Here is an 18,752-nt window from a genome sequence, read left to right as displayed (position 1 = left end):
GATAGCGTTATGACTAAGTTACAAAAATTTGTTGAGTTTGCAGAAGGGCTATCCGCTGAAGACCGCGCGCAAGTGGATATCGTTATCGATAGTCTTATGCGTAATCGCGACCCAAATGTGCAATTGACCGCAGAGCAGGAAGCAGAGGACGACCGCCGCTTTAACGATCCGAATAATACAATTGTACCGCATGAAGATATTGAAGCGATTGTTGGGCGGCCAATGCCGCGATGACGCGTATTACATATGCAAAATCGGCAGCTGCTGATTTGGCTGACATAAAAATTTTTTATCGCGATATTTCTGATATGACATTTCAGGCTGTTTACGACGACATCACGTCTTGTTTAAATGTCTTAAAAGAATTTCCTGAAAGTGGCGTTGTTGTGAAGCTTTCACGACGCCGTATCGTAACGACAAAATATAGATTTATAATCACATACGAATATGCAGATGATACCGTAAGGGTCATAGGTATTTACCGATTTCAGAATAGAAAATAGATGACCGATAAAAAACATATCTCGACACAAACGGTGCAGGCTGAAATTGGCGCGGATCCTGCTTTTGGTTCTGTACCGCCGCCGCTCTATCTCTCCTCGACCTATCTTTGGCCCAGCGTGGCGCAGAAGGGGCCGTATGATTATGGCCGCACGAATAACCCCAATCGCGATGGTTTGGCGCGCGCGCTGGCGACACTCGAGGGCGGGGCAGGGGCCGTTATTACAAGCTCTGGCATGAGCGCGATTGATCTGGTTTTTAACCTGCTCAAAGCCGATGACCTCATCATTGCGCCGCATGATTGTTACGGTGGCACGCACAGGCTTTTGACCCACCGCGCGCAGCAAGGCCGTATGCGGGTTGAATTTGTTGACCAAGGCAATGCAGACGCGTTGGGGCAGGCTTTGGGTAAAAAACCTGCGCTGATTTTGATTGAAACGCCGTCTAATCCGCTGATGCGTCTTGTAGACATTGCGGCCATTTGCAAAGCAGCCAAAGCGGTCGGCGCGATAACCATGGTAGATAACACCTTCCTATCGCCTGTGCGCCAGCAACCGCTCACGCTGGGTGCGGATGTCGTCATCCATAGCACGACGAAATATCTGAACGGTCACAGCGATATTATCGGCGGCGCCGTGATTGCGAAAACGGCGGATATGGCCGACCAACTCGCGTGGTGGGCTAATTGTATTGGGGTCACGGGGGCGGCCTTTGATAGTCATCAGACCCTACGCGGGCTGCGGACACTAGCGCTGCGTATGGATAAGGCAGAGGCAAATGCATTGGCCATTGCGAAATGGCTGCACAAGCAAAGGGCCGTCTCTAAGGTTTACTATCCGGGCCTGAAATCAGACCCAGGGCATAAGCTGATGAAGCGTCAACAATCGGGGCCGGGGGCGATGTTATCCTTTGAGCTTAAGGCCGGCGCGAAAGCCGCCACTGATCTGGCTGAAAATATTGATATTTTTGGTCTCGCGGCCAGCCTTGGTGGTGTCGAGAGTTTGATTTGCCAACCTTCCACCATGACCCACCGCGGTATGGCCGAAGAGGCAAGGCGAGAGGCGGGCATCACGGATGATTTATTACGAATTTCCGTGGGTATTGAGGATAGCGCCGATTTGATTAAGGCGTTAGAGGACGGTTTTGCGCAAATTGGCTAATTGAGGGTATAATATTCTTGTTATGCGGTGCAATTTGATTTTTCACAGCATAATTTTCCCTTGTGCGGCCTTGTGTTTTAACTTAATCAAGATTTAAAGGAAGTTTTATGCACCCGTTTAATAAACATGACGCACCGAAAGTGAAAGTGGCTGCCCGCGCGCACACATTGCCGCTTCTGCCTGTGCTTGTGATTATTGTGTTGTCAGTCTCTGTCCTACTTCTAGGTCAGGCGGCAAGCGGGTATTAGGAGCATAAACATCCTAGGCACACCCGCTCCGAAACGAGCGGGTTTTTTATTGCTTTGTAGACGGTTTTGCGAAGCACAAATTATCGCGCCAGCGGGGCGATAATAGGCGAAAAAGGCCACGGTCGTGGCAAGGAACACAAAGGCCGCTAAGGCTGGGGATGAAGAGAGAGCAGAGTGATGAGTAAACGCAGTGACGCCATCGTCAAAGGCCCCAGCCGCGCCGCCGCCCGCGCCATGTTGCGCGCATCGGGCATGGATGATGATAATTTTGACGGCCCGATTATCGCCGTGTTCAATACATGGACCAATATGGGGCCGTGTAATATGGATCTCGATAAGCTCGCCGTGCCGGTCCGCGCGGGTATTCGCGCTGCTGGCGGTACGCCTGTGGACTTTAACTCTATCGCGGTTTCTGACGGTATCACAATGGGGAGCGAAGGCATGCGCGCGAGCCTGATGTCCCGCGAGGTCATTTGCGATAGTATTGAGCTTGCCGTGAAAGGCCATTCGCTGGACGGTGTGATTATCCTTGTGGGCTGTGACAAAACGATCCCAGCAGCAGGCATGGCGCTGGCCCGCATGAATGTGCCAGGTGTTGTGGTCTACGGCGGCTCTATTATGCCGGGCAATCACAAAGGCACAGATTTGTCTGTTCAAGATGTGTTTGAAGCTGTGGGCGCCTGCGCAGCGGGTATCATTGACGAGGCTGAGCTAAAAGATATTGAAAAAGCAGCTTGCCCCGGGGCAGGGGCTTGCGGCGGGCAGTTTACAGCCAATTCCATGGCCATGGCGATGACGTTTCTTGGTCTGTCGCCTATGGGACTCAACGACATTCCAGCAGTTCACGGCGATAAAAACGACGCGGCCTTTAAAGCAGGTCAGACGGTCGTGGCCTGTGTGAAAGAAAACCGCCTCCCGCGCGAAATGATTACGCATAAATCGTTGATGAATGCCGCGATTGCGCTGTCTGCCACGGCGGCCTCGACCAATGCGATTTTGCACCTTTTGGCCATTGCCACTGAAGCGGGCATCGACAGCTTTAACATCGACCATTTTGACGAAATCTCCCGCAACACGCCCGTCATTGGGGACTTGAAACCCGGTGGGAAATATATGGCCTTTAACCTCTATGAGGCTGGCGGCTCTGCGCTCATCGGTAAGCGCCTGATTGATGATGGCCGTATTGACGACAGTCCCACAGTCACGGGTCGGTCAATGTTTGAAGAAATCCTCGATTGCCAAGAAACAGACGGCCAAGACGTCGTGCGGCAGTTCGCGGATCCTGTGAAATCACGCGGTGGTTACGGTATTTTATACGGCGATATGGCCCCCGAAGGCTGTGTCGTGAAACTGGCGGGTCACGGTGCCCTGTTTTTTGAAGGCACAGCGCGCGTATTCGAGAGTGAAGAGGCCTGTTTCGAGGTTGTGCAAAATAACGGCGTTAAAAAAGGCGACGTCATCATTATTCGCAATGAAGGCCCCGCTGGCGGGCCGGGCATGCGCGAAATGCTGGGTGTTACGGCGGCGCTGGTCGGTCAAGATTTGGCAGACCATGTCGCGCTGATTACCGACGGTCGTTTTTCGGGCGCGTCATACGGCTTTGTTATTGGACACGTTGCCCCAGAAGCCGCCCACGGCGGCCCTATCGCTCATGTCCGCGATGGCGATAAGGTCACGATTGATGTCGAGGCGCGCACAATTAATGTTGATGCTGACCTAACCGCGCGGGCCAAAGACTGGACACCGCCCAAACCCAGATACCCATCAGGCGCTTATGCCAAATTTGCTAAACTCGTTGGCTCTGCGTCCAAAGGCGCGGTTACCTCTTTTCCATTTGATACTTAGACAGACATAATAAGGACCACACCATGTCAAAACCCACCTCATCAGCATTAAGTATTTATTACGATAAAGACTGCGATCTCTCGATCATTAAGAAAAAGAAAGTCGCCGTTCTTGGCTATGGCTCCCAAGGGCGCGCTCATGCGCTGAACCTAAAGGACAGCGGCGTTGACGTTGTTGTCGGCCTTCGCCCAGATAGCGCAACCAATAAAAAGGTCAAAGCAGACGGGCTTGAGTCCAAAGCCACAGCCGATGCCGTCAAAGGCGCGGATGTTGTCATGGTGCTGACGCCGGATGAGTATCAAGCCAAGATTTACCGCGAAGATATTGAACCCAATATCAAAGAAGGCGCAGCCATGGCCTTTGGTCACGGTTTTGCCATCCATTACGGCCAGATTGCCCCGCGCCGTGATTTGGACGTGATTATGATTGCGCCCAAAGCCCCGGGTCACACCGTGCGTAATGAATTTACAAATGGTCGCGGTATTCCTGATCTGATTGCCATTGCGCAAGACGCCAATGGGGGCCACGCGCTGGAGCTTGCGAAATCCTATGCCTCTGCCATTGGTGGCGGTCGCACGGCGATTATCCACACCACGTTTAAAGACGAAACTGAAACTGATTTGTTTGGGGAACAGGCGGTCCTCTGCGGCGGCGTTGTCGAGCTGATTAAGATGGGTTTTGAGACATTGACCGAAGCAGGTTATCCGCCAGAGCTAGCCTATTTTGAATGTCTGCACGAAACAAAATTGATCGTGGATTTGATCTATGAAGGCGGCATTGCCAATATGAATTACTCCATTTCTAACAATGCGGAATACGGCGAATATGTCACCGGCGAAGCGGTGGTCAATGACAGCTCTCGCGAAGCCATGCGGACATGTTTGAAGAATATCCAAAATGGTGATTACGCGAAATCGTTCATCCAAGAAGGCGCACTCGGTTATCCGTCCATGACGGCCCGTCGGCGCAATATGGAAGCACACCAGATTGAGCAGGTTGGTGGACAACTTCGCGAGATGATGCCGTGGATTGCCGCCAATAAAATTATCGATAAAGATAAGAACTAAAACAAGAGGCGCGGAGCGATGCAAATTTAAGTCTTAAATTTGCAAAGCGACAGGGACACATAAACAAGAGGCGCGGAGCGATGCAAATTTAAGTCTTAAATTTGCAAAGCGACAGGGAAACATAAACAAGAGGCGAGGAGTGAGCGTAAGCGAGCGACCGGGAATGACAAAATGACCACAGCAACGCAGTTTACAAAGCAGCAGACCGAAGTGATGGAAAATCGCGAGCCGAAATCTGGCTCACAACTCCTGCTGCAAAGTCTGGAAGCGCAGGGCGTGGATATGATTTTCGGCTATCCGGGCGGCGCGATTATGCCTGTCTATGACGAGCTACCGCGTTATCCCAGTTTGCGCCACATCCTGTGTCGCCATGAACAGGGCTGTGGTATGGCGGCGATTGGTTACGCGCGCGCAACGGGCAAGGTCGGCACAGCCTTCGCCACCTCTGGTCCGGGGGCGACAAACCTTGTGACGGCTATTGCTGACGCCTATCTCGACTCTGTTCCTGTGGTCTTTGTCACGGGCCAAGTGCCGTCTAATTTAATGGGCACCGATGCGTTCCAAGAGGTGGATATCATCGGTATCACCCTGCCGATTGTAAAGCACAGCTATATCGCACGTGACCCTGCTGATTTGCCGGGCATGATTGCCGAGGCCTATTTTATCGCCGCAGAAGGGCGTCCGGGACCCGTGCTGATTGACCTTCCCAAAGACGTCGCCAATGCGGTCACGACGGAACGTCACCGCTGGCGGCCATACCCCAAGGTAAAGCCCGAAATGGGCGAAAGCCGAGAGATTGCAGCGGCTGAAAAGCTGATGCGTGAAGCGAAAAAACCGCTATTTTATATCGGCGGCGGTATCGCCCAAGGCGACGGTGTGGATGAATTACGAGAGCTTGTCGAGCGCACGCAAATCCCTGTTGTCAGCACGCTAAAGGGTCTCGGCTCTCTGCCGTCTGATCATCCCAATTACCTTGGTATGCTGGGGATGCACGGGCTGAAAGCGGCTAATTACGCGGTGCAAGAATGTGATTTGCTGATCGTTTGCGGCGCGCGTTTTGATGACCGCGCCACGGGCAAGCTCGATACTTTCGCGCCCGAAGCCAAAGTCATCCATATGGATATTGATATTGCGGAAATTAACAAATTGCGCCGCGTGAATGTCGGCTTGGACGGGTCCCTCAAAAAGAACCTTGCCGCGCTTGATCCGTTTAACGGCGGAGCGGCACCTGACATCAAAGCGTGGACGGATATGTGCTATGCCCGCCGCACGGAACATGAATGGGACTATGCGGGCGGGGCGGCCAATGCGGCGCCAACGGTTTATGCGCCAAAGCTGCTCCATGATCTCTCCCGCCGCGCACCAGAAAGCGCGATTTTCACCTGTGATGTCGGGCAGCACCAAATGTGGGTGGCGCAGCATTGTTATTTTGATGAACCCAAAGATCACATCACGAGTGGCGGCCTTGGCACGATGGGCTTTGGCCTGCCAGCGGGGCTAGGGGCTAAGCTCGGCGCGCCAGACCGCACAGTAATTACCGTGTCGGGGGACGGCTCTATCATGATGAACATCCAAGAACTCGCCACGCTGCACCGCTATGATATTCCGCTGAAAATTGTGCTGCTGGATAACTCTGTGCTCGGTATGGTGCGTCAATGGCAAGAAGTGTTCTTTGATAAGAATTATTCCGAGACGAATTTGGACGATAATCCCGATTTCGCCTTGGTCGCCAAATCGTTCCAGATTGATGCCTTTACGGTCAACACAGCCGATGAAGTCGACGCAGGCATTGACCGCTTGTTATCCACCGACGGTCCCGTCCTCATGCACGTCAAAATCGACCCGAATGAGAATGTTTGGCCCTTGGTTCCTCCCGGGCGCAGTAACGCCGACATGATGGAGCGGTAGGATGTGGTTGCGAACAGCATTTTACATTGTTGCTATTGTTTTAATCATTCAATTTTTTGGATGGACTTACTTTGATTTGCGAACCAATGCGCTGAACACTATGCAATCAAATAGCCCACTGAGAAACTTATGGAACATAGCCAGTTCCATGACAAATTCGTTTTATATCTTAGCGCCTGCGTTGTTGTGTATTTTGGGTGGCCATGTTTCGAGTGTAGTCTCAAATCTAAAGAATAAAAACAACAAGAGGCGCGGAACGAGCGTAAGCGAGTGACAGGGAAAGAAAATGACTGAATTACAACGCGATAAGACTTTTGAGCCTTCGGGTGTGCAGGGCAAGTTGAAGATTGTTCTGCATGATGTGTCTGGGACGCTGCTGCGCGCGCTCGGCACGATAGAGCGGCGCGGTTATGACTACCGTGATGTGCATTGTACGCAGCGCGTGGACGGGGATTTTGACTTGCTTGTCCATGTTGAAGATACAGGCGGGCCGAATGATTTGGACACGCTGTGTTTACAGCTAGAGCGACTGTATAATGTTGTGAGCGCAGAGCGCGTGGGACGGCGAAAACGCGCTGAGCATGCTTGAAGCGCCCTTATTTGACCCGGTGGGTCAAATGCAGCGAAATGCCGAAACGGTACCGTTTCGGATTGCAATCTAAATGGAATTAAAATGAAACCAATTATCTACAGGGCGGGGGAAACAAAGTTTCGACTGCTAGGCTTTTTCAAAACCTGCACCCCACTTTAGCTTCCATCAATTGGAAGCCTGACTTCCAATTATGAGATTATCCAATGACTGACTACGTAAAAATATTTGACACCACCTTACGCGACGGCGAGCAAGCGCCGGGCTTTTCTATGACAGGTGGGCAAAAGCTCCAAGTCGCGAAAGCGCTAGAGGGGCTGGGTGTGGATATTATGGAGGCGGGCTTTGCCGCCGCGTCGCCCGGTGATTTTGAGGCCATTCACACCATCGCGACAGAGATCAAAGACAGTGTTGTCTGTTCACTCGCGCGCTGTAACGAAGGCGATATTCGCGCCTCTGGCGAGGCGATTAAACCCGCCACCCAAAAAGGGCGTGGGGGCCGCATCCATACCTTTATCGCGACCAGCCCGCTGCACCGCGAGTTTAAGCTGAAAATGAGCAAGGACGAAATTGTCCGCCGCGCGGTGGCCGGCGTCGAGCTGTGCCGTCAATATACGGATGATGTGGAATTTTCCGCAGAAGACGCCATTCGCACCGAACGCGATTACTTAAAACGCATTGTCGAAGCCGCCATTAAAGCAGGGGCGAGCACCATTAATATCCCTGACACGGTGGGCTATACAACGCCGGAGGAAATCCAAGACTTATTCGTCTTTCTGACCACCCAAGTTGAGGGCGCGGACGGCGTGACATTTTCCGCCCATTGTCATGATGATTTGGGTCTGGCCGTGGCTAACTCTCTCGCGGCAGTGCGGGGCGGGGCGCGGCAAGTGGAATGCGCGCTTAACGGTATTGGTGAACGCGCGGGGAATTGCGCGACAGAAGAAGTTGTCATGGCGCTGCGCACACGTACGGATTTTTATGACCTTGATACGCGCATTAAAACCCAAGGCTTTTACGGGGCGAGCAAATTACTCGCGACGCTGACGGGCAACGCTGTGCCGCGTAACAAAGCGATTGTTGGCAAAAACGCATTCGCCCATGAATCAGGCATTCACCAACATGGTGTGCTGGCCAATCGTGAAACTTATGAAATTATGAAACCCGAACATGTCGGCGTGTCCACGGATAACCTCGTGCTCGGCAAACATTCGGGCCGTGCAGCGCTAAAAGACCGCGCGTCAAAGCTTGGTTTTACGCTCGGCGACAATCAACTCAAAAGCCTATTTGTGCAGTTTAAAGACTTGGCCGATTCCAAGAAGGAAGTCTTTGACGCCGATATTGAAGCGCTTATTTTGGGCGAAGCGATTGGCACACAGGGGCCGTGGGCGCTAAAATCACTTTACGTGAGCGCGGGCTCAGATGATAACCGCGCGCCGCAAGCGACCGTCACGCTAACCCATGAAAACGGGTCTGATAAACAGGCCGTATCAGAAGCCGCAGGGCCCGTGAACGCCGTATTCCTCGCCATATCGCAAATCACGGGGCATCCATTGCATTTGGAAAGCTTCGCTGTGCAATCTGTGTCAGAGGGCAAAGACGCCATGGCCGAAGCGTCGGTCCGCGTCTCAACAGAGTTTGAAACCTACCAAGGGCGCGGGGCCAGCACCGACACAGTGCTCGCGGGGGCGAAAGCCTATCTTGACGTGATCAACCGCATCGAACGCCGCGCCGTGCGCGAAAAATCCATCTCGGCGCAGCATTGATGGAATTAGGATTCAAATATCTTAGAATCTTTACGGCAATTACGATCGTGGCTGTCACAGTTATTGATTTTGGCATGGCTTTATATTGGCAATCGCAATCTTTGCTTGATGGACCACTTTCCCGTCCTATGTACTATGCCTTCTCGCTGAATAAAATTTTTCTGGCTTTATGTCTTTCAATTGTTTTGTTGTTTGATTTCGACTTTAAACTGTCGAAATTTGGCGCCAGTGCCTTGAGGGCTATGGGATGTTTGTCTTTGATTTTTTCCTTAATTGGGTTTTTTAAAATTTTTCAACAACACAAATTTTCAGGGTTTCATAGAGCTATTTTCAGTTTTTACTCATTCCAATTTGCTTATGTTCTGATATCAATAATCGTCATTCTAAAAGGAATGAAAGGGGCGTCTCATGCCTAAAACCTTATTCGACAAAGTCTGGGAGCGTCATATTGTGACGTCTGAAGCGTCCGCTAATCCTGCGACGCTTTATATTGACCTGCACCTTATTCACGAAGTGACATCGCCGCAGGCCTTTACGGTATTGCGCGAACGGGGGCTAAAGGTGCGCCGTCCTGACCGCACGCTGGCCACGATTGACCATTCGACCCCGACGTTGATTAATGAAGACGGCAGTCGTCCTTTTGTGACTGAACAAGCCAGCAAGCAAGTCGCGATGTTGCTGGACAACACAGCCGAGCACGGCATTGAAACGCATGGCTGGGATAGCGGTCACCGCGGGATTGTCCACGTCATGGGGCCAGAGCTTGGCGCGACGCAACCCGGCATGACTATTGTTTGCGGCGATAGCCATACCAGCACCCACGGGGCCTTTGGCGCGATTGCCTTTGGGATTGGCACGACCCAAGTCGGGCACGTTCTTGCGACGCAATGCATCTTGATGCGCAAACCCAAAACCATGGCGATTGAAGTCAACGGCGCATTGGGTGAGGGGGTCACCGCCAAAGATGTTATCCTCGCGATTATTGCCGAAATCGGTGTGGGCGGCGGCACGGGCTACGCGCTGGAATATCGCGGCGATGTGTTCGAGGCCATGTCGATGGATGAACGCATGACGGTTTGCAATATGTCCATCGAGGCAGGTGCGCGTTGCGGCATGATTGCGCCTGATAAGACCACATTTGAGTATCTACGCGGGCGGAAATTCGTGCCCAGTGATGACAATGGGGATTTTGATGCGGCGTGCAAAGATTGGGCGTCTCTCGCCACAGATGCGGGGGCCGAGTTTGACAAAGTCGTGACACTGCGCGCCGAAGACATCCGTCCTATGGTCACTTACGGGACGCACCCTGGTCACGCTATGCCGATTGACGCGCTTATCCCGCAGTCCGCCGACGAAGCCGATGACAAAGCGCTGGATTATATGCAGGTCAAAGCGGGCACCAAGATTGCTGGTCACAAGGTTGACCGCGTCTTTATCGGGTCTTGCACCAATTCGCGCATGGATGACCTGCGCGCCGCCGCCAGCGTTATGAAAGGCCGCAAGGTCGTTGACGGCCTGATCGCGATCGTCGTGCCGGGCTCTGAACAGATCAAAAAAGACGCCGAAGCCGAAGGGCTGCATGACGTCTTTACGGCGGCAGGGGCCGAGTGGCGCGAGCCCGGATGTTCCATGTGTATAGCGATGAACGGCGACAAGGCTGCGCCTGGCGAGCTTGTCGTGTCGACATCCAACCGTAATTTCGCAGGTCGCCAAGGGCCGGGCGCGCGCACCGTTCTGGCCAGCCCAGCAACGGCGGCGACAGCGGCCGTCACGGGTGTGATTACCGACCCCCGCAGCCTAAAACCTTTGGAAGGAGCCGCCGCATGAGCTTCACGCCCTTAAAAACTGTCACCTCCAAGACGCTCGTTTTACCCGCGGCCAATATCGACACAGACCAAATTATTCCCGCGCGCTTTCTGACGGTGACATCGCGCGACGGTCTGGGCAAACATGCGTTTAATGATTGGCGCTATAATGATGACGGGTCAGAAACGGATCATATCTTAAACTCTGATGCGGCAAAGCAATGCCAAATCCTAATCGGGGGGCATAATTTTGGTTGCGGCAGTTCACGCGAACATGCGCCGTGGTCGCTCACCGATTACGGCTTTCGCGTGGTGATAAGCTCTGAAATCGCTGATATTTTCAAAGGCAATTCACTGAAAAACGGGCTGCTACCTATCGTGATTGATCCCATGGCGCATCAATGGTTGCTCGACCATCCGGGCGAAGAGGTCACGGTCGACCTAGAGGCTTGCGACGTGCGCCTGCCCAAAAACGGCGGAACCTATAAGTTTGAAATTGACCAGTTTTCCCGTCATTGCCTAATGGAAGGCGTTGACGAAATGGGCTATCTCTCCGCGCAAGACGACGCGATAGCAGCCTATGAAGCGGGACAATAAATGACCACCATAACATTCACATATTTGCCCGGTGACGGCATCGGGCCAGAGGTCGGGCAAGCGGCAATTGCGGTGCTTAACGCTGTGGCCAATAAATTCGGGCACGGCCTTGATTTTGAAGAGCATTTGATTGGCGGCGCGGCAATTGATGCGGGGCTAAAACCCTTGCCAGATGCGACCTACGCCCATTGTAAAGCCACGGGCGCGATATTGCTCGGCGCGGTCGGTGGCCCGAAATGGGATCATTTAAAAGGCGCAGACAGACCAGAGCTTGGCTCGCTGCTACCGCTGCGTAAAAACCTGAACCTCTATGCCAATATCCGCCCGTGTAAGCCCTATGCGGCGCTGATTGACCACGCCCCGTTAAAGCGTGAACGGCTGGAGGGCGTGGATTTTGTAGTCATGCGAGAGCTGACCGGCGGGATATATTTTGGCGATAAAGGCCGTGATAATTTGGGGGCCTATGATGAATGCCGCTATAGCGAGGCGGAAGTGGAACGCATCGCTATCAAAGCCTTTGATCTGGCCATGACGCGGCGCAAAAAAGTCACAAGTGTCGATAAATCCAATGTGTTGGAAACATCGCGACTATGGCGCGAAACGGTCATTAAAGTCGCCGCGCGTTATCCAGAGGTCGAGCTTGAGCATCTTCTCGTTGATGCCATGACGATGCATATGCTGACCCGTGCGCAGGATTTTGACGTTATCCTGACAGAGAATATGTTTGGCGATATCCTGACCGATGAGGCTTCTGTGCTCTGCGGTTCTATGGGCGTTATTCCGTCCGCGTCTATCTCTTACGGCACGCTTGGCATGTATGAACCCATCCACGGCAGCGCGCCCGATATCGCGGGCCAAGGCAAAGCCAATCCGCTCGCGATGATATTATCGGCCGCTTGGATGTTGCGCTTGTCTATGGGCATGGACACGGAGGCCGCCGCGATTGAGGCGGCTGTTGAGGCCGCGCTTGACGGGGGACACACCACGGGTGATCTGGGCGGGAGCCTTTCCACATCAGAGGTCGGCGACTGGATCGCGAGCCATGTCGCGCATTAATCTTAATGACCTGAAAGCCCGCATAGAAGCGGCCGATGTCTATGCGCTGGCCAAGCGCACGCCCTGCGAATTTGCGCCAAAGTTGTCTAAGGCTTTGGGCCGCAACATCTGGCTTAAACGCGAAGACCTGCAAGACGTATTTAGTTTCAAAATACGCGGTGCGGCCAACCGTATTGCGGGGCTTTCCGATGCAGAACGGGCGCGCGGTGTTTGCGCCGCCAGTGCAGGCAATCACGCCCAAGGCATGGCGGCAGCAGCAGCACATTATGATACCAAAGCCGTCATTTTCATGCCCATCACAACGCCGCCGATTAAAGTCGAAGCGGTGGCCGCGCGCGGGGCCGAACCCAGGCTGATTGGCGATAGCTATGACGAAGCCTGCGCGGCGGCGCTCGATTATGCAAAAGACACGGGGGCTGTGTTTGTGCACCCCTTTGACGAGATCGACGTCATTGCGGGCCAAGGCACAGTCGGTAAAGAAATTCTAGAGCAGATGCCGCGGCAGCCTGCTGCAATTTACGTCTGTACGGGTGGCGGCGGTCTGGTCGCAGGTGTGGGCACATGGGTGAAATCCCTTGCGCCAAAGACACACATCATCGCAGTTGAACCCGAGGGCGCAGCCACGCTAAAAACTGCGATGGACGCGGGCAAAGTCGTCTCATTAGAGACTGTTGATAGTTTTGCGGATGGTGTCGCGGTGAAAACGATTGGCGTGAATACGCTCGATATCGCCATGCGTGTTGTTGACCGCAATATCCTCGTGACAAATGACGCCATTTGCGCGGCTGTGAAAGATATCTTTGAGGCGACCCGTACCGTCGTTGAACCCGCAGGGGCGCTCGCTTTGGCGGGGCTGATTAAAGACGTGAGGGCAGGGACTGCGCCCGACGGTGATTTGGTTGTAACCTTGTCAGGGGCGAATGTGAACTTTGACCGCATCGGACATATCGTGGAGCGCGCAGAACTAGGTGCGGGCGAAGAAATGTTATTTGCCGCCAGCATCCCCGAAAAACCCGGCGCGTTTTTAAACTTCTGCCAAGCGTTAGGCGCGCGGGCGGTCACAGAGTTTAACTACCGTTTTGCACCCACGCCGACGGCTCATGTGCTGGTTGGGGTCAAGACAAAATCAGTCGATGAACACGCCGCCATCATTGCAGATATGGACGCGGCGGGAATCACAGTAACGGATTTGTCCAAGGACCGCCTGTCAAAGCGGCATTTGCGCCATATGGTTGGGGGGCGGGCCAGTTCTGATATTCCTGAAATGCTTTACCGTTTTGAATTTCCTGAGCGCCCGGGCGCGCTTCGTGACTTTTTGGTCAATCTGGATGCGCGATGGAATATTTCGCTGTTTCATTACCGTAATCACGGAAGCTCTGCTGGTCATGTATTATGCGGGTTCCAAGTGCCCGAGGGCCGCATTGACGCGTTGGAGGCCAGCCTAGCGAAGACGGGCTATCCGATGGCGGTTGAGACGGATAATCCCGCCTACCGCGATTTCCTAAAGCTCGCGGAATAGGGTAAACGCGTAGTCTTGCGAATCCGCGCTGCTCATGCGACTGAGATTTTATGAAAAAAACACTGCTGACATATGCGCTTGCCATTCCTACTGTCATTGTGATCGCCGACCAAGCCACGAAATATTGGGCGACGCGGCAATTTAACGTGCCCATGAACATTTGCGAGATTAACCCGCGCCCCGGATTGCAAATCGAAGTCAGCTCCATTTTTGATTGGGCCCTCGTCTGCAACCAAGGCGTCAGCTGGGGGTTACTGCAAGGCGATAGCCCAGTGAAACGTTGGGCCTTAACAGCCTTTGCTTTTATCATGTGTTGCGTGTTGATCTACGCGCTGACTAAGACTTACGACCGCCTGTCAAAGCTGGCGATTGCATTGATTATCGGCGGGGCGATTGGCAATGGTATCGACCGCGCGCTATTTGGGGCGGTTACAGACTTTATCAACTTTTCCGATATTGGCTTTCACTATGTCTTTAATGTCGCCGACAGTGCTATCACAGTGGGCGTCGTGGTTCTGATCGTCGCCAGTTTCCTTACGCCCAAATCCGAAGACGTCCCAAAAACATAGCTGAAAAATAAACTTATCCCCCGTCAGAGTATGAGACTATCAATCTCTATCCACTCTGTATCAAAAACAGAAAAAACACTCTTCTCCTCATTTGGACCGATAGCATCAGGTAAGACGACCGAGGAAAGCGTGTCGGTTATGACTTTGGTTTGGCCATTACTGCCTTTTATATCACCGTCCAAAATATAACGGTCTCGCAGAAACGGTCCAGGGCCGTCAGGATGATTAGTTCCAAAAATAAAATTATCAACATCAAGATCAGACGCCAAAACGCCTTCTAACTGGATGCGTGTTCCATCACCCATATCAATGATTATAAAAGTGCCGAAATCAGTAATATTATCCAAAATATCATTCAATAAGAGGTAGGGGCTATAATCAAGCTCCAAGATATCCTCTGAGGCCGTGAAATCGAGAATTGTTTTTGTGCCTGCCGCGCGCCCAATCACAAATTTATCAGCTCCAGTCCCACCAGTTAAAATGTCATTTCCTAAACCGGCAATCAGTATGTCATTTCCAGCTTGACCGAGTACTTCATCATTCCCATCTGTGCCAACTAATATATTATCACCATTATCGCCCGTGATAACGGGATCAACTGTTGGCGGATTTACGGGGGGCGGGTTTTGCAAGATTGCCGTTAAAGTATAATCGGCAATCCCTTGGGAACGAGAGTCAATGGAAATATAATATGTTCCAGCCGATTCAAAAGTATAATTTAAAGTGAGTTCCGTGGTGGCACTATCGCCTTGCATATCTGCAAGATATCGTCCATCGGCTTGGATAATTTCAATTAAAAAACTTTCTAGTCCTTCTACATTCAAGGTGAACTCATATTCCCCGCCCTCGATGACCGTAATTGCAAACCAATCTGTGTCCTCCACATAATCAATCGCACTTGTGAGAGTTTGTGGTGTGGCGGTAGCCTCGAAATCAAATGTAAAAGCCGTGTCAAAGTTATCTCCAGCGATATCCTCAATAGTGCTCAACCATCTAAAATCATAGTCTGCCTGTGCATCACGCGACTGGCTAAGCGCGATATAATAGCGGCCCGCCTCATCAAAGCGAACAACAGCGCTAGGCGCAGCTGGATCAGATGAGGATGAATAAGATGTATAGTCAACACGATTGCCATTCTGATCGTAGATTGTAAAATTAATGGAGCTAGACACTGCATTACGCAAGGCCACCGAATCATTGGCCTCTACATCAATATAAATCCAATCTTCATCATCCCGATTATGAATGATCCCTGTGACCGCATTCCCTTCGCTCAGGCTAACTTGTGTTGTAAAATCGCCTGGCGCTTCATCCGTAATTTTGCCAAGCGAAATGGCGTATTCAATCTGATCATTAATGTCTTGGTTGTTAAAATTACCCGAAAAAGATGCGCCAGTAACTTGGATATAATAAATTCCGTTACTGACATCAAAGGCTGCATTTGGGTGTCTGGGATTTGCAAGCTCCCGTCCCTCGCTATCAAACAGGCGCATTCTGGACAATATCGTATTGCCAAGATTTTGCGTTGTCAGCACATCACCGTCATTGAAATCCGTGATTTCAATTCTGAACATATCTTCGTCTTCAGGACTCTCGAACATACCTGTTATTGTGTCGCCAAGCGTGAAGACGGGTGCATTTTCAAAACTGTTATCATTGTCATCAACGACCGTTTTTGCCAACACCGTGTAAAACCCCTGATTTGTATCAGCAGGATTGACCGTCACAGGACCATCTTCAGCAGAGAACGGGTAATAACCACCCCCATCGGAGCTTCGTAATGTGAAAAAGTAATCTCCGCTTGTTTCAACCGTTATGAAGACAGCGAGACTATTACCGTCATTATAAGAGATGTTGTCATTAAAGCTTAGAGTTTGGTTATCTTCATTCGTAACGCCGACAAAACTTACGAAGCCATTTACGCCAGAAGAAGCCCCCTCAAAATCAATGCGGTATGTCGTTCCTGCTTCCAAGTTCAAGACAAACATGTCTTTGTCGCCGCGGTAATCCACCCTTGCATCTATTTGCTGATTAAGGTCAATTCTGCGCGCTAACCCTTGTATATGCCCGGCGTCATCCACAACATCGGCTAGCGATAGTGTATATTCTCCGCCAATGTCATCGCCGCCAAAGTCTATGACGGCGTAAACTGTTTGGGTCACAGCAGATTCAATAAAACTGGCATAATCACCTTGACTGCGTGTTTCTCCCGTTGTTCCAAAACTTCTGTCATTAAAATTGGGTATGGGTTGCCCCTCACCATTCACCCAGCGAATACTGGCCCCCACAAACCCTGCACTCGTGGAATCTAAAAACAGGCTAAGAGTTGCGCCAGCCTCTATTGTTACAGCAAAAACATCCACGTCACCATAGTCGCTAAATTGCGTTGTAAGCGACTGACCGCGTGTAATTTCTGTCGCAGATGCTGGGCTATCGCCGTGATCCTCGCCACTCAGATACTGCAATTCATAAGCGACATTAGTGCGGCTGAAATTAAGGTCGACTGCAATGAAATATTGTCCGCTCTCAGATACGTCATACGCAATATATTGACCCTGCACGGAAAAGTTTGGCGTCGACCCGCTCACTAATCTGCTACTCGCGACTTCGCTGCCGTTTGAATCAAATAATATTAAATCAAACGACCTATCTTCAACAAGAAACTTTGCGACCTCGCCTGCTGTTAAATTTACAGCATACCAACCCACATCATCTGAGCTATCGGTTCGTCCAATGACCGAATTGTTTTGTGTTAGCACGCCCATAGTGGATTGATTGGAGGCAACATCATCAGGCATCTCCAAGAACTGAAACGAATAGTCATTCCCGCTTCCCCCAGAGATTTCTAAAAAATATGTGCCGCTTGTTGTCGCTGTGAACGCAGAACCTGACCGCGTTACTGATGCACTTTCCAGCGAATTACCATTATTGTCATATATATTGGCCATCCGAGCAGCGCGCAAACCGCCACTGAAAAACACCGTTTGTCCTGCTTCTAATTCAAAGGAAAACACATCCAAATCTTGTGTGGATCTAAAAGACCCTGAAATAGTTTCACCAATGGTAATGGATTGAGCCGTCGCAAATGTATCACCAAAATCAGCACTCTCTGAAATCTTTAGATCAACGAGACTGGGCTTCGCGTAAACTGGCGGGTTCGCAATATCAAACTGAACACCAAAATCCGCATATTGGAAATTATCGAAAGACGGCTCTCTCTCTTAACACTAGAAAGGTTGAGTTCTGGAAACACAGTGAAAACTGTAGACCTAAAAATATTATCCAAAACCAGATTATCCAAGGCCAGATTATCCAAGGACAGCACACGCGTAGAAATACGCTGGGCGTATAAATCATCAGACTCTAAAATGTCAAAAATTTGAATCAAATCCTGGCCTATTGTACGTTAAACGCTTAATCACGCCAATTTGATGTTATTGAACCGGTTGCACAATTGCAATAGCACCGTGATAGCCGCATAACAGTCATCATTTATCCAAATTCGAAGTCCTGATTTGGAAACGATCAGAAGTTGTCGTGCCGAATACGATAAATACATTATTTTTCGAAAAAATTACACGCTCTTTCATGCTCCGCTCACCCGAAAATATAACCTCACGTGCTGTTACTGTGTCTATGTTAGCTCTTGATTGTCACATTTTCGTACTCTTTCTTCTGACAAAAGGAGATCGTAATGATCGCAACGACAATCAAAGCCAAAATTGTTCGCAAGGGCAGGGGCTATGTCTTTACACCGTCTGATTTCTTGAACGTCGGAACCCGCGCCGCTGTGAATCAAGCTCTTTCCCGCTTGGCTAAGAAAGGCCTCATTCGCCGCCTGACCCATGGCATTTATGATTACCCTAAAATCAGTCCGCGCCTGGGCGCTCTATCGCCTAAGCCTGATGATGTGGCGCAAGCTGTTGCGTGCAAAGGCGGACAAGTCCTATCTGTTTCGCCCGCCAAGGCCGCAAATTTGCTAGGCTTAACAACGCAGGTTCCTGCAAAGCTGGTTTACCTGACAAACGGCCCGACGCGTTCATAGACCGCCGTCAGATCAACTTGGCAGGCTCGTCAAACTACGAATTTCTGCGGGTTATGTCCATGACAGCAAGATGATGA

The 18,752-nt window shown here is 51.3% G+C and carries 16 protein-coding genes; 15 read left to right on the top strand and 1 reads right to left on the bottom strand.

The annotated features are described in order from the left end of the window. The first annotated feature begins 9 nt into the window (after positions 1 to 9). The 14 genes from AB6B37_RS09815 (at position 10) to lspA (ending at position 14,630) form a co-directional block, all read left to right on the top strand. The gene (locus AB6B37_RS09815; protein WP_371395595.1) at positions 10 to 234 is read left to right on the top strand and encodes a hypothetical protein; all 225 of its coding nucleotides are present in this window, start codon (positions 10 to 12) and stop codon (positions 232 to 234) included. Next, positions 231 to 503 carry a type II toxin-antitoxin system RelE/ParE family toxin gene (locus tag AB6B37_RS09810; RefSeq protein ID WP_371395594.1) on the top strand — a complete coding sequence of 91 codons (273 nt, stop codon included), beginning with the start codon at positions 231 to 233 and terminating at the stop codon, positions 501 to 503. Before AB6B37_RS09815 ends, AB6B37_RS09810 begins: the two co-directional genes overlap by 4 nt. Continuing rightward, a complete protein-coding gene (metB, locus tag AB6B37_RS09805; protein WP_371395593.1) occupies positions 504 to 1,661 on the top strand; it encodes a cystathionine gamma-synthase in 1,158 nt (385 codons plus the stop codon). It begins immediately after the preceding gene. A gap of 425 nt (positions 1,662 to 2,086) precedes the next feature. After that, entirely contained in the window at positions 2,087 to 3,754 is a 1,668-nt protein-coding gene (locus tag AB6B37_RS09800; RefSeq protein ID WP_371395592.1) for a dihydroxy-acid dehydratase, read from the top strand. A gap of 23 nt (positions 3,755 to 3,777) precedes the next feature. Then, on the top strand, positions 3,778 to 4,821 hold the full coding sequence (ilvC, locus tag AB6B37_RS09795) for a ketol-acid reductoisomerase (RefSeq protein WP_371395591.1): 1,044 nt from the start codon (positions 3,778 to 3,780) through the stop codon (positions 4,819 to 4,821). Between the two features lie 171 nt (positions 4,822 to 4,992). Beyond that, positions 4,993 to 6,729 carry an acetolactate synthase 2 catalytic subunit gene (ilvG, locus tag AB6B37_RS09790; protein WP_371395590.1) on the top strand — a complete coding sequence of 579 codons (1,737 nt, stop codon included), beginning with the start codon at positions 4,993 to 4,995 and terminating at the stop codon, positions 6,727 to 6,729. A gap of 286 nt (positions 6,730 to 7,015) precedes the next feature. After that, complete coding sequence (locus tag AB6B37_RS09785) at positions 7,016 to 7,318, top strand: ACT domain-containing protein (protein WP_371395589.1); 303 nt, start codon at positions 7,016 to 7,018, stop codon at positions 7,316 to 7,318. A gap of 206 nt (positions 7,319 to 7,524) precedes the next feature. Further along, the gene (locus tag AB6B37_RS09780; RefSeq protein ID WP_371395588.1) at positions 7,525 to 9,084 is read left to right on the top strand and encodes a 2-isopropylmalate synthase; all 1,560 of its coding nucleotides are present in this window, start codon (positions 7,525 to 7,527) and stop codon (positions 9,082 to 9,084) included. Next, positions 9,084 to 9,500: a hypothetical protein gene (locus tag AB6B37_RS09775; RefSeq protein ID WP_371395587.1), complete on the top strand. Its 417-nt coding sequence runs from the start codon at positions 9,084 to 9,086 to the stop codon at positions 9,498 to 9,500. Before AB6B37_RS09780 ends, AB6B37_RS09775 begins: the two co-directional genes overlap by 1 nt. Beyond that, a complete protein-coding gene (leuC, locus tag AB6B37_RS09770; protein ID WP_371395586.1) occupies positions 9,493 to 10,911 on the top strand; it encodes a 3-isopropylmalate dehydratase large subunit in 1,419 nt (472 codons plus the stop codon). Before AB6B37_RS09775 ends, leuC begins: the two co-directional genes overlap by 8 nt. Further along, a complete protein-coding gene (gene leuD / locus AB6B37_RS09765) occupies positions 10,908 to 11,486 on the top strand; it encodes a 3-isopropylmalate dehydratase small subunit (protein WP_371395585.1) in 579 nt (192 codons plus the stop codon). Before leuC ends, leuD begins: the two co-directional genes overlap by 4 nt. After that, positions 11,487 to 12,542, top strand: a complete 1,056-nt coding sequence (gene leuB / locus AB6B37_RS09760) for a 3-isopropylmalate dehydrogenase (RefSeq protein WP_371395584.1) — start codon at positions 11,487 to 11,489, stop codon at positions 12,540 to 12,542. It abuts the gene before it with no gap. Beyond that, positions 12,529 to 14,061, top strand: a complete 1,533-nt coding sequence (gene ilvA / locus AB6B37_RS09755) for a threonine ammonia-lyase, biosynthetic (RefSeq protein ID WP_371395583.1) — start codon at positions 12,529 to 12,531, stop codon at positions 14,059 to 14,061. Before leuB ends, ilvA begins: the two co-directional genes overlap by 14 nt. A 50-nt stretch (positions 14,062 to 14,111) precedes the next feature. Further along, on the top strand, positions 14,112 to 14,630 hold the full coding sequence (lspA, locus tag AB6B37_RS09750) for a signal peptidase II (protein WP_371395582.1): 519 nt from the start codon (positions 14,112 to 14,114) through the stop codon (positions 14,628 to 14,630). 23 nt (positions 14,631 to 14,653) lie between these two features. Here lspA and AB6B37_RS09745 read toward each other — a convergent pair whose 3' ends face one another. Next, positions 14,654 to 17,644, bottom strand: coding sequence for a calcium-binding protein (locus AB6B37_RS09745; RefSeq protein ID WP_371395581.1), 2,991 nt, complete (start codon positions 17,642 to 17,644; stop codon positions 14,654 to 14,656). A 680-nt stretch (positions 17,645 to 18,324) separates the two neighbouring features. Between AB6B37_RS09745 and AB6B37_RS09740 the strand changes: the two genes are divergently transcribed. Then, entirely contained in the window at positions 18,325 to 18,675 is a 351-nt protein-coding gene (locus AB6B37_RS09740; RefSeq protein WP_371395580.1) for a DUF6088 family protein, read from the top strand. Positions 18,676 to 18,752 lie beyond the last annotated feature (77 nt).

This window comes from Fretibacter rubidus (assembly GCF_041429785.1).
GTDB lineage: Bacteria > Pseudomonadota > Alphaproteobacteria > Caulobacterales > Maricaulaceae > Fretibacter > Fretibacter rubidus.
Note: the sequence above shows the minus strand (reverse complement) of the source record. Positions and strands in the feature narration are given on the sequence as shown.

Coding starts and splice junctions, on each gene's coding strand:
- metB (WP_371395593.1), top strand. CDS start 504: ATGACCGATAAAAAACATATCTCGACACAAACGGTGCAGGCTGAAATT.
- AB6B37_RS09780 (WP_371395588.1), top strand. CDS start 7,525: ATGACTGACTACGTAAAAATATTTGACACCACCTTACGCGACGGCGAG.
- AB6B37_RS09785 (WP_371395589.1), top strand. CDS start 7,016: ATGACTGAATTACAACGCGATAAGACTTTTGAGCCTTCGGGTGTGCAG.
- AB6B37_RS09775 (WP_371395587.1), top strand. CDS start 9,084: ATGGAATTAGGATTCAAATATCTTAGAATCTTTACGGCAATTACGATC.
- lspA (WP_371395582.1), top strand. CDS start 14,112: ATGAAAAAAACACTGCTGACATATGCGCTTGCCATTCCTACTGTCATT.
- AB6B37_RS09810 (WP_371395594.1), top strand. CDS start 231: ATGACGCGTATTACATATGCAAAATCGGCAGCTGCTGATTTGGCTGAC.
- AB6B37_RS09740 (WP_371395580.1), top strand. CDS start 18,325: ATGATCGCAACGACAATCAAAGCCAAAATTGTTCGCAAGGGCAGGGGC.
- leuC (WP_371395586.1), top strand. CDS start 9,493: ATGCCTAAAACCTTATTCGACAAAGTCTGGGAGCGTCATATTGTGACG.
- leuD (WP_371395585.1), top strand. CDS start 10,908: ATGAGCTTCACGCCCTTAAAAACTGTCACCTCCAAGACGCTCGTTTTA.
- ilvA (WP_371395583.1), top strand. CDS start 12,529: ATGTCGCGCATTAATCTTAATGACCTGAAAGCCCGCATAGAAGCGGCC.
- leuB (WP_371395584.1), top strand. CDS start 11,487: ATGACCACCATAACATTCACATATTTGCCCGGTGACGGCATCGGGCCA.
- AB6B37_RS09800 (WP_371395592.1), top strand. CDS start 2,087: ATGAGTAAACGCAGTGACGCCATCGTCAAAGGCCCCAGCCGCGCCGCC.
- AB6B37_RS09815 (WP_371395595.1), top strand. CDS start 10: ATGACTAAGTTACAAAAATTTGTTGAGTTTGCAGAAGGGCTATCCGCT.
- ilvC (WP_371395591.1), top strand. CDS start 3,778: ATGTCAAAACCCACCTCATCAGCATTAAGTATTTATTACGATAAAGAC.
- ilvG (WP_371395590.1), top strand. CDS start 4,993: ATGACCACAGCAACGCAGTTTACAAAGCAGCAGACCGAAGTGATGGAA.